Origin of the sequence: Thalassotalea agarivorans (genome assembly GCF_030295955.1) — a bacterium.
Classification (GTDB): domain Bacteria; phylum Pseudomonadota; class Gammaproteobacteria; order Enterobacterales; family Alteromonadaceae; genus Thalassotalea_D; species Thalassotalea_D agarivorans.
Map to the genome: position 1 here is coordinate 183,881 of NZ_AP027363.1, position 11,990 is coordinate 195,870.

The 11,990-nt window shown below is 42.9% G+C and carries 10 protein-coding genes; 7 read left to right on the top strand and 3 right to left on the bottom strand.

Annotated elements, in window-relative coordinates; genetic code table 11:
• Window positions 1–120 precede the first annotated feature (120 nt).
• The 5 genes from QUD85_RS00855 to maiA all read left to right on the top strand — a co-directional run bounded on the left by QUD85_RS00855 (window position 121) and on the right by maiA (window position 6,104).
• Window positions 121–1,458, top strand: a complete 1,338-nt coding sequence (locus QUD85_RS00855) for a GH1 family beta-glucosidase (protein WP_093329213.1) — start codon at window positions 121–123, stop codon at window positions 1,456–1,458.
• Window positions 1,459–2,979: an MFS transporter gene (locus QUD85_RS00860; protein ID WP_093329212.1), complete on the top strand. Its 1,521-nt coding sequence runs from the start codon at window positions 1,459–1,461 to the stop codon at window positions 2,977–2,979.
• A 9-nt stretch (window positions 2,980–2,988) separates the two neighbouring features.
• Entirely contained in the window at window positions 2,989–3,987 is a 999-nt protein-coding gene (locus tag QUD85_RS00865; protein ID WP_093329205.1) for a LacI family DNA-binding transcriptional regulator, read from the top strand.
• Window positions 3,988–4,120: 133 nt separating this feature from the next.
• Complete coding sequence (gene fahA / locus QUD85_RS00870) at window positions 4,121–5,434, top strand: fumarylacetoacetase (protein ID WP_093329204.1); 1,314 nt, start codon at window positions 4,121–4,123, stop codon at window positions 5,432–5,434.
• 55 nt (window positions 5,435–5,489) lie between these two features.
• Window positions 5,490–6,104, top strand: coding sequence for a maleylacetoacetate isomerase (maiA, locus tag QUD85_RS00875; RefSeq protein ID WP_093329202.1), 615 nt, complete (start codon window positions 5,490–5,492; stop codon window positions 6,102–6,104).
• 281 nt (window positions 6,105–6,385) lie between these two features.
• Here the strand turns inward: maiA and galE are convergent, their stop codons facing one another.
• Genes galE through QUD85_RS00890 form a run of 3 tightly spaced genes read right to left on the bottom strand, consistent with a single transcriptional unit; the run spans window position 6,386 to window position 9,612 of the window.
• The gene (gene galE / locus QUD85_RS00880) at window positions 6,386–7,411 is read right to left on the bottom strand and encodes a UDP-glucose 4-epimerase GalE (protein WP_093329201.1); all 1,026 of its coding nucleotides are present in this window, start codon (window positions 7,409–7,411) and stop codon (window positions 6,386–6,388) included.
• A gap of 9 nt (window positions 7,412–7,420) precedes the next feature.
• Entirely contained in the window at window positions 7,421–8,569 is a 1,149-nt protein-coding gene (gene galK, locus QUD85_RS00885; RefSeq protein WP_407705083.1) for a galactokinase, read from the bottom strand.
• Window positions 8,570–8,571: 2 nt separating this feature from the next.
• Entirely contained in the window at window positions 8,572–9,612 is a 1,041-nt protein-coding gene (locus QUD85_RS00890) for a UDP-glucose--hexose-1-phosphate uridylyltransferase (protein WP_093329199.1), read from the bottom strand.
• Window positions 9,613–9,761: 149 nt separating this feature from the next.
• On the opposite strand from QUD85_RS00890, the gene QUD85_RS00895 reads away from it, so the two are divergent.
• On the top strand, window positions 9,762–10,763 hold the full coding sequence (locus tag QUD85_RS00895) for a LacI family DNA-binding transcriptional regulator (RefSeq protein WP_093329197.1): 1,002 nt from the start codon (window positions 9,762–9,764) through the stop codon (window positions 10,761–10,763).
• 129 nt (window positions 10,764–10,892) lie between these two features.
• Window positions 10,893–11,987, top strand: a complete 1,095-nt coding sequence (locus tag QUD85_RS00900; RefSeq protein WP_093329196.1) for a mandelate racemase/muconate lactonizing enzyme family protein — start codon at window positions 10,893–10,895, stop codon at window positions 11,985–11,987.
• Window positions 11,988–11,990 lie beyond the last annotated feature (3 nt).

Below are 11,990 nucleotides of genomic sequence, written 5' to 3' on the forward strand. Positions count from 1 at the left end.
ATAGCATAAATAATTTCAGTAGCAAAAGAAAGCGGATAATAACCAATAAAAATGATTTTATAGCGCCGATAGACAAGTGGCAGCTCTAAAGTGAAAAAAACAGTGTGAAAAATTAAGTCCATGACAATAACTTTACCTAAGCAATCAAAACTATTAAGCAAACAATTTGTATTCGGTGTTGCCACTGCATCTTTTCAAATCGAAGGTGGTGTTGAACACAGGTTACCTTGTATTTGGGATACTTTTTGCGCCACCGAAGGAAAAATTGCCGATCGTTCAAATGGTGATGTAGCTTGCGATCACTATAATAGATGGCAACAAGATATTGATTTGATAGAAAGCTTGGGTGTTGACGCATACCGTTTGTCTATTTCTTGGCCGCGCGTGCTCGACAAGCAAGGCAATATTAATCAAGAAGGTGTTGATTTCTACATTGGGATCTTAGAGAGACTTAATCAGAAAAATATTAAACCGTTTGTCACACTTTATCACTGGGATTTACCGCAGCACCTTGAAGACCAAGGTGGATGGTTAAATCGCCAAACAGCGTATGATTATGCTGAATATGTCGAAAAAGTGGTGCTTGCTTTTGGTGACCGTGTTCATTCGTATGCAACGTTTAATGAACCGTTTTGTTCTGCTTACTTAGGATATGAAGCGGGTATTCACGCGCCTGGACAAACTGGGCAAGCAAAAGGGCGCACAGCTGCTCATCATATATTGCTAGCGCATGGCCTCGGCATGCAAAAATTAGCTGAGCACAGCCCCAACACCAAAAATGGCATCGTGCTTAATTTTACGCCGTGTTATCCAGAAAGTGACAGTAGCGCAGATAAACTAGCGACCGAAAAAGCGGATCAATACATTAATCAGTGGTACATGATGCCAGTGATGGAAGGAAAGTATCCTGAAGTGATTGAAGATTTGCCAGTAGAAAACAGACCGCCAGTCGAAGACGGTGATATGGCCATTATTGCTCATCCGCTAGATTACTTGGGATTAAATTACTATACACGCCTCAAATACCGAGCGAGTGATGACGAGCTATTTGAAGAGATTCAGCCCGATCCATCACAAGTTGAGACAACGGATATTGGATGGGAAGTCTATCCAACAGCATTTTTTGAACTATTGACAGGTTTGCATGCGCGTTATGATTTACCGCCTATTTATATTACAGAAAATGGTGCAGCGACAGATGATCACGTTGTTGCGGGCGAGGTAGTTGATGAACAACGTATTCGCTATTACAACGCGCATCTAAATGCGGTGCACAATGCCATAGAGGCAGGTGTTGATATCCAAGGCTACTTCGCTTGGAGCTTGATGGACAATTTTGAGTGGGCGGAAGGCTACGAAAAACGTTTTGGTATTGTTTATGTAGACTACCAAACACAACAAAGAACAATAAAAAACAGCGGCAAAATCTACCGCGATTTAATAACAACAAGAGTATAAATGACTAAACTGCCACTTTATGAAAAAGTCGGCTATGCCATGGGGGATGCTGCAGCCAATCTAGTTTGGCGAGGAGCATTGGCATATCTGGCGGTGTTTTACACCGATACCTTTGGTATTAGCGCGGCGGCTGCTGCAGTACTATTCCTTATCGTTCGCTTGAGTGATGGCATTACTGACATCATTATGGGCATGATTGCTGATCGCACACAAACTCGCTATGGCAAGTTTAGACCCTGGATTTTATGGTCTACTCCGTTGCTGGGTTTATTCATGGTGCTTTGTTTCACTACGCCAAATTTTGGCGAGCAGGGTAAATTGGTGTGGGCCTACGTTACCTATTTAGGCCTAACGTTGGCATACACACTCAATAATGTACCTTACTCTGCGCTAATGGGCGTGATGACCGCTGATGATAGAGAACGCACAAGCTTGTCTGGTTTTAGGTTTGCAGGCGCGTTTCTTGGTGGTTTATTTGTGATGGGCTTCTTACCAGAATTTGTCGCTTATTTTGGCGAAGGTGATGATGCCATTGGCTATCAATACACCATGTATGTGTTTGCTGCGGCACTTATCGCGCTGATGGTGATAACCTTTGCCACAACTAAAGAACGCGTCACTGTGTCAAACGAAAAGCAACAGCCTTTTAAGCAGGAACTATCAGATTTAGCCAAAAGCTTACCGTTTATTATTTTACCGTTAGCGGCGATTAGTTTGTTTTTCTACTATCGAGATTTGCAAACAGCGCTGTTTTTTGCACTCGTTATGTCGGCGTTATTCTTTGGCATTAGAAAGCTATTGTCGAAACCTCGCGACTCACTCTCGTCAAGCCAGCTCGATTTAGCAGACTTGCTAACCAACAAACCTTGGCTAATTTTGCTTGGCATTGGTTTTATTTCGATGATGTTTAACGGCATAAAATATGGCGTGATTGCATACTACTTCAAATATTACGTCGGCGATGAACTCATGGTTGGGCAATATTTTGTTGCCTTGCTAGTGGTATCGATTCTAGGTGCGTTGGCCACCAGTCAGTTGGCGAAATGGTTTGGTCGAAAAACATTGTTCATCGCTTCACTGTTATTGTCTGGTGTTTTAACTGCTGCCATGTTTTTAATTCCAGTGAGCAATGCGAGTGCAGTATTTGCGTTAGGTTGCGCTGCCGAATTTTTTGCGGCCATATTACCTACTTTGTATTTCTCTATGTTAGGTGACTCTGCGGACTACTCGGAATGGAAGAATCATCGACGAGCGACGGGTTTGGTTTATTCTGCCGGTACCTTTGTCCAGAAAACTGGCGGCGGATTTGCCGGTGCATTGGTGTTACTGGTACTTGCAGGTTACGGTTACGATGGCATGGACCAATCAACTATAGAAGGTGCATTGCCTGGCATACAGCACTTAATGAGCTGGATTCCTGCTTTGTTTGCATTTGCTGGTGCAATACTTATGGCTTTTTATCCAATTACCGATAAAATACAGGCACAAATTTCTCAGGAACTTCAATCACGTAGGGCGTAAATAATAACAATGGCAACGATTTACGAAGTATCAAAACTAGCTAATGTTTCACTTGCGACTGTATCGCGAGTGATGAATGGTAATACCAAAGTCAGCGATAAAACTCGTGAAAAAGTGCTATCAGCCATGCGCGAACTGGGCTATCGACCTAATGCAACTGCCCGATCCTTGGCCTCAAATAGAACTGATACTGTCGGTGTATTAGTGTCTGAATTAAATGGTGCGTTTTTCGGTGAAATGATGGCAGGTATAGAGCAAGAACTGAGACTTGCAGATAAACACGTTATTATTACCACCGGCCACAGTGAAGAAGAAAAAGAAAAAGACGGCATCGAATTTTTATTAAGCCGTAATTGCGATGCGCTTATCCTCCATGTAGAGGGTGTAAGCGACGAATACATGATAGAGCTTTCAAAAGGTAAGGTGCCTGTTTATTTAGTTGGCCGAAATATTGAGCAGATTAGTGAAAACTGTATTAGCTTGGACAATGAATACGGCGGTTATTTAGCTACCACAAGCATCTTGGCACAAGGCCACAAAGAAATCGCCTATATCGCTGGGCAACAATTCAAACCTGATGCAATAGAGCGTTTCGCAGGCCATAAAAAAGCGTTAAGTGAAGCAGGTGTAGAATTGAATCAGTCACTATTTTTCGAAGGGGACTTCAAAGAAACCGGTGGTGCAGCAGGCATTAAAGCATTATTAGCAACGGGCATACCTTTTACTGCACTTGTCTGTGCCAATGACGAAATGGCATCAGGCGCAATGAAATACGCGCGAGAACATGGCATAGACTTACCAAAAGACCTGTCAATTATTGGCTTTGATAATGTGATTTTTGCCAATTACCTTTATCCTAAACTTACCACTGTAGAATATCCCATTTTTGAAATGGGACAAATGGGAGCCAAACTCGCTTTGCGCGAGGTCTATGGCAAACAAGATGTCTACGTGAAGCAAGTTTTTTCTCCTCAATTGAAGATGCGAGACTCTACTTTACCTGTGTAAAGTTTGTGGATGTACATAAAACTGTACTAATGAGCTTCTAGAACCCCATATTTGCACCTATTGCTTGCTTTTTCCCCTAAAACTGCTTTGTTATACTCACGGCAATTAATGTGAATAATAACAAGGCATCCTTATGGCTTTAAACGAAACGCACGACCTGTCATTGACCTCATGGGTGACAAGTGCCAATGATTCAGCAACAGATTTTCCAATCCAAAACCTACCTGTAGCGAGCTTTCGTGTAGCAGGCAGCGAACAATCTTTTCGCGGCGGCGTCGCCATCGGCGACCAAATTGTTGACCTACAGCAACTTGCTGAAAAATCAATTTTTGTAGGTCTTGCTCAAGATGCGCTTTTAGCTTGCAGTCAGGAAGATTTGAATGATTTTATGGCGATGGGAAGCCAAGCTTGGTCTGCGCTAAGGCTAGCACTTTCTAAAGCGCTACGCAGCGACGCACCTGAGCAAGACATTATTGCTAGTTGCCTTGTTGCACAAACAGATGCTGAGTTTAAATTGCCTTGTACAATTGGTGATTACACTGATTTCTATACCTCGATTTATCATGCTACTAGCGTTGGCAAATTATTCCGTCCAGACAACCCATTGTTGCCTAACTACAAATGGGTACCGATTGGTTATCATGGCCGATCTTCATCTATCGATGTGTCGGGGCAAGCATTTCATCGCCCTTGTGGACAAACTAAAGCGCCTGACGCTACAGAGCCAAGTTTTGGTCCATGTAAGCGTTTAGACTATGAATTAGAATTAGGTATCTACTTAGGTGCGGGCAATGCATTGGGCGACGCCATTGCAATTGATGATGCTGATAAACATGTATTTGGTTTCTGTCTATTCAATGACTGGTCAGCACGCGATATGCAAGCTTGGGAATATCAGCCATTAGGCCCCTTTTTGGCAAAGAATTTTGCATCAACCGTATCTCCTTGGATTGTTTCGAATGAAGCATTAGAGCCTTATCGTGTTGCTTGGAGTCGTGATGAAAATGATCCGCAACCTATGGCTTACCTAGAGTCGGAAAAAAACCGCAGTGAAGGCGCTATCGATATTCAATTAGAAGTGTTACTAGAAACAGAAAAAATGCGTAGTGAAGGTGAGCAAGCGGTTCAGCTTTCGCAATCTAGCTTCAAGCATTCTTATTGGACTGTCGCGCAAATGGTGGCCCATCACAGCGTTAATGGCTGTAACTTAAAACCGGGTGATTTCTTTGGTAGTGGTACTCAATCAGGTCCAACTCATGAAGAAGCCGGTTCTTTATTGGAACTTTCCAAGGGTGGTAAAGAAGCTATCTCATTACCAAACGGTGAAACGCGAACATTCCTCAATGATGGTGACAATGTGATCATGCGTGGTTATTGTCATAAAGAAGGCCATGCACGCATTGGTTTTGGTGAAGTCACGTCTTTGGTTTTACCAGCAAAACAATAAAAATAGCGGCCTTGGCCGCTTTTTTTAACCCAAGTAAAACAGGTATAGGTTTTTTATGAAATTGTATGACTACAGTAAATCTTCTGCAGCTTACCGCTTGCGCATTGCGTTAAACCTTAAAGGGCTTGACTACGAAAAGGTTAATGTGAATTTGTTGCATGGCGAACAAAAAGGTGATGATTACAAAGCGTTAAATCCACAAGGATTGGTACCAGCGCTTGAAGATAAGACCTTATATACGCAATCTTTAGCGATACTTGAATATTTAGAAGAGGCTTATCCGCAAACGCCTTTATTGCCGAATAATTTGGCAGACAAAACGCAGGTTAGAGCACTTGCATTGTCGATTGCATGTGATATCCATCCGTTAAATAATTTGCGTGTTTTAAAATACCTAACCGTTGACATGGCTTTGTCTGAAGAACAAAAGATGCAGTGGTATCATCATTGGATTAGTGAAGGGTTTACCGCACTTGAGAAGCAATTGGCTGAAACTGCAGGCACGTTTAGTTTTGGTGATGCACCATCGATAGTCGATGTTTGCTTGGTACCTCAGGTGTTTAATGCCAATAGATTTAAAGTACCGATGGATGCTTTCCCTACAATCAAACGTATCGTTGCCCAATGTGAGACACTAGAAGCGTTTAAACTAGCCCATCCAGACGCATAGATACAAAAAAAGAGTGGTTGAAGCAACCACTCTTTTTCCAGATTTTCAGCACAAACCTCGCCCCATTTAAATCAGCGCTAAGTTCTATACTTTAAGAGCAAAAAGGGGAATAAGGAGATCCCGTATCAAGGTACGGGATGACGCGTTAACCATTAAAAAGCTTGAGCTTTGAGCTACTAGCATTTTTTAAAAGAATACCACGTTCCTTGTACCCAGCAGTTTCACTGCTGATTTGTTTTTACTCGTCCTATTCGAACCCAAGACCTAACTTATCTCTGGGGTTATTCGGCATATCCATCGGGGTTGCCAGACTGCCAACGCCAAGTATCTTCCATCATCGTCGTTAGGTCGCGTTTCGCTGTCCAACCAAGGGCTGTTTTTGCTTTCTCTGCATTAGCCCAAAATGCGGGTAAATCACCTGCGCGACGAGGCGATATTTGATAAGGAATATTAACCTTTGTCGCCTGCTCGAAGGCGTTGACGATAGCGAGTACAGATGTGCCATTACCGGTACCTAAATTAAAAGCTTCAAATCCTGTAAAAGATTGCTCTTTATTGAGCCAATTTAGTGCGGCAACGTGTCCCTCAGCTAAGTCCATTACATGCAAATAGTCGCGCTCACAAGTACCATCTTCGGTAGGGTAATCATCGCCAAAGATACTTAACTTTTCACGTTTTCCTACGGCTACTTGCGCTACAAAGGGTAGTAAATTGTTGGGTATACCTTTTGGATCTTCACCTATCATGCCGCTTTCATGAGCGCCAATGGGATTAAAGTAACGTAACGATACGCCACGAAATTGTGGATTAGCATTAACCACATCCATCATGATTTTCTCTACCATGACTTTACTTGTACCGTATGGACTCGAAGGGTTACCCAACGGCATATCTTCTTTATAAGGCACAGCATTGGCCTCACCATAAACGGTTGCTGACGAACTAAAGATAAAGTTCTTTACTTCATGTTTTTGCATGACTTCAAGCAGGTTGACGGTACCAGCAACATTGTTTTCATAGTAACTTAGTGGAATAACGCTAGATTCCCCTACCGCTTTAAGCGCGGCAAAGTGAATAACAGCAGATACTTGCTGTTGCTCAAAAATTGCATCAAGTGCAATTGTGTCTCTGATATCCGCTTGAATAAATGTTGCAGCCTTGCCTGTAATAGTCGCAACACGACGAAGTGATTCTTCACTGGCGTTACATAGGTTATCTACAACAACGACGTCATATCCTTGTTCTAAAAGACAAAGCACAGTATGTGACCCGATGTATCCTGCGCCACCGGTAACGAGTATTTTCATGATTTTATCCTAGCGATTGGCAAATGCGCCGTTTTTAGCAACGCACACCCAAATATCTTCTTTTATGCCTGTATGAGCGTGGTATTGATCAGCGATTGCTTGTTTGACTTTAGCGACAAGATGCTGAGGCGCCAATGCTACTACACAGCCGCCAAAACCGCCACCTGTCATTCGCGCGCCACCTTGATCGCCTAAAACCGCCATGATGATTTCTACAAGATAATCCAATTGAGGCACGGTAACTTCAAAATCATCTTTGAGCGATTGATGAGACTCAACCATAAGTTGGCCCATCTGCGCCATGTCGTGTGCCGTTAGTGCAGTTAGCGCTTTTTCAGTGCGAGCGCTTTCGGTGATTACATGACGAGCGCGACGGAACAATGCGTCTGGCAATGTATCTTGTTTCGTCATTAGTTGCGCTAATGTGACTTCTCGTAGGGACTTAGCGTTAAAGATTGCTGCAACCTCTTCACATTGCGCTCTGCGCGTATTGTATTCACTATCAACAAGGCCGCGCTTAACATTTGAGTTAACAATTATTACCGCCATATCATCGGGGATGGGAGCATGTGAAATGCTTAGATCGCGACAATCTAGCAGCATTGCATTGCCTTCCGTTCCCATCGCCGAGACAAGTTGATCCATGATGCCGCAATTACAACCAACAAACTCATTTTCTGCTTTTTGGCCCATTAACGCCGCGGTTACACCGTCTAGAGGTAATTCATTTAACTGCGCAAACGTTTTTAGCACCGCTATTTCAAAACTAGCGGATGAACTTAATCCAGCGCCTTGTGGAACATTGCCCGTCACCACTAAATCAGCACCAACTATGTGTGGGAATTTCTCCATTAAAGCCAACAAGGTTCCGGCGATATAATTCACCCACATCTTGTTTTGATCAAACTGTATGTCGTCTAAAGAAAATGACGCAGTTTCATTGTTGCAATCAAGTGCCAATACGTTAATTGTTCTGTCATCGCGTTTGTTAGCCGCGATGCTGGTGCCGAAATTGATAGCGGCAGGTAAAACAAAGCCCTCATTGTAATCGGTATGATCGCCAATTAGATTGACTCTGCCTGGGCCATGAAAAACACCTTGAGGTGTTGTCTTAAACTGTTCAATAAAGGCTGCAGTCGCCTTTGCTGTCATTGTCATTATTATTGTTCCTTGTAATGAATTGGCGATACTTCACGTAATCGCGCCGCGGCTTGTTCGGCGGTAAGGTCGCGTTGTGCTTCTGCCATCATTTCATAGCCAACCATGAATTTTCTCACGGTTGCACTTCTTAAAAGCGGAGGTAGAAAGCTCGCGTGCAAAGTCCACTCAGGATGACTTTCGCCGTCATATGGCGCGCCATGCCAACCCATTGAATAAGGGAATGAGCATTGAAATAAATTGTCATATCGAATGGTAATTTGCTTCAAAATATCGGCCAAGCTCGCTTGTTGATTAGTGCTAAGCTCGGTCATTCGAGAGACAGAAAACTTAGGTAGTAGTAAGGTTTCAAACGGCCATGCCGCCCAATATGGCACAACAACAACCCAATCGTCGTTTTCTACTACAACACGCTCTTGCTTGGTGATTTCTTTTGCTGCGTAGTCGGTGAGCAGATTACGGTTGTAGCTTTCCATGTATGCACGTTGAGCATTGTGCTTTTTCTCTACCAAGGTCGGTAGCTGCTGCTGGGCCCAAATTTGACCATGAGGATGCGGGTTTGAACAACCCATGACAGCACCCTTATTTTCAAAGACTTGCACCCAATTATAGCGAGCGCCTAGGTCGTGACATTGTTCCATCCAAGTAGAAACAACCGCTTCGATTTCTTGCTGACTAAGTTGCGGCAATGTTTTGCTATGATCAGGCGAAAAACAGATAACACGACTTTCGCCCTGTTCGGTCGCCATTTTAAACAAAGGATCGTCTTCTTGGTGGATCGGTGTGTCTTCTTTTAATGCGGCAAAATCATTTTTAAATACGAAGGTTGAAGTGTACTTTTCGTTCACTTCACCATTGATACGTGTGTTACCGGCACAAAGGTAGCAGCTTTCATCATACGCTGGCTTTGGCGTTTCATCGATGGCCTCAACCTGGCCTTGCCAAGGTCTTTTGGCACGATGAGGAGATACCAAAATCCATTCATTAATCAGTGGATTGTAGCGGCGATGCGGATGTTCTGTCGGATCGAATTCTGTTGTCATAACGTCTTTCTCTTATACTTTTCTAGCGAAAGGGTAAACGTTTACATTTAATATTGCAAATAGTTTGATTAATATTAGAACAACTTGGCTATTCTCGCCTAAAAATGTATATTAAGTGCCAGGTAACCCATAAAGTTAAACGTTTACATATGGCGACTATAAAAGACGTTGCAAAACAAGCGAATGTATCAATAGCTACAGTTTCTCGTGTAGTTAATAATGGCCCTAAAGTTGGCAAGGAAACGCGTGAACGTGTACTTAACGTTATGCGTGAAATCGGCTATGTTCCAGACGCCAATGCACGCGCGCTGGTTAAGCAAAAAAGCGATACCATTGGCGTGGTTGTGCCAGACATCAGCGATCCCTTTTTTGCAGCGCTTGCTAGTGGAATAGATAAAGTCGCTAGAAAAAATAATGTTCAAATGTTACTCAGTACAACGGCGGTAGACGCTGAAGCCGAACAAAAAGCAATAGAAATGCTAATAGAACGTCGCTGTGAATCACTTGTAGTGCATAGCAAGAAGCTGTCAGATGAGGCGCTTTTAACGCTAGCGAAACGTGTGCCAGGCATGGTAATTATCGACCGTTACATTGAAGAGATAGCAGAACGTTGCATTTGGCTTGATAACTATCAAGGAGGAAGAATTGCTGCACGTTACTTACATACCCTTGGTCATAAGCACGTAGCCTGCATTACCAGTAGCTATCAAATTGAAGATCCCAAACTCAGGTTGCAGGGGTTTACTGAAGGATTAAGTGACGTCAACGTATCTGTCCGTTGCGTCGAGCAGGGCGAACCTAATCAGCAAGGCGGCGAAAAAGCGGCCCAAGCAATTATTAGTCAACACCCCGAAGTAACAGCTGTATTTGCTTATAATGACGCGATGGCTATTGGCGCTATTTCGACGCTTGAAGACAATGGTTATAAGGTAGGGCAAGACATTTCCGTTATTGGTTTTGACGATGTTTTGATTGCTCGTTATTCAAGACCAAAACTTACAACTTTGAAATACCCAATAGAACTCATGGCTCAACAAGCAGCTGAATTGGCACTCAATATTAATAAAGCGTCAGATAACTCACCTAATATTTCACTTTATAAACACCTTCCTCAGTTGGTCAAACGAGAATCTACCCATTTACTTGGATAATATTTATTCGTTAACCGGTCAATTTTTTACTATATTGAAGATTGTTAACAATTAACCTTTACAACAAAATGGATAATGTGTAAATTGTTAACAATATGCGCAGAAACCAATAAATGAGATAACAACAATATGCCAAATATAATAAAGTCGGCACATGCGGAACTATACCGCATACCTCTAAAAGAGGTTTTGACCGATGCAAAACATGGCGATCATACTCACTTTGAAGTCATTCTCTGTCGTATAACTACGGAAGATGGTCAAGAAGGCGTAGGTTATACCTATACAGGTGGTAAAGGTGGTCAAGCTATTTACACGCTTGTTAATGACGAGATATGCCCAACGTTGGTAGGTCAGGATGCCGATGCTATAGAAGCGATTTGGCATAAAATGCAATGGGATTTCCACTATGTAGGGCGTGGCGGAATTTTAAGCTTTGCTATTTCAGCGGTGGATATCGCTCTGTGGGATATTAAAGGTAAAAGAGAAAATTTACCTTTATGGAAGATGGCAGGTGGCGCCTCTAATCAAACCAAGTGCTACGCTGGTGGTATTGATCTAAATTTCACCAAGGACAAATTGCTAGCCAATATTCAAGGGTACTTGGATAGGGGATTCAACGCCGTAAAAATTAAAGTGGGCAAAGACGATTGCTATGAAGATGTCGATCGAGTTAAAGCCGTGCGTGAGCTTATTGGTCCAGACATTACTTTTATGGTCGATGCAAACTATTCTATGTCAGTAGAGAAAGCCATTAAATTTGGTAAGGCTATCGAACAATACGATATTTCGTGGTTTGAAGAGCCTACGATCCCAGACGATTATCAGGGATTTGCAGAGATATCAACGGCACTTAATATTCCACTCGCCATGGGTGAAAACCTGCACACTATTCATGAATTTATCTATGCTATTGAACAAGCCGAGTTAGGTTTTTTGCAGCCAGATGCGTCGAATATTGGTGGAATAACGGGTTGGCTAATGGTTGCCGAAATGGCAAAACAGGCAAATTTGCCTGTTTGCAGCCATGGTATGCATGAGCTTCATGTCTCGCTAATGTCTTCACAACCTCATGCAGGTTATTTAGAAGTACATTCATTTCCAATCGATGAGTACACCACGCATCCTGTTCGATTAGAGGACGGCTTGGCTGTAGCTCCAGATATTGCCGGCACAGGCGTTGTTTTTGATATGACGCTAATGGCGCCGTATTTAGTTAAATAGAGT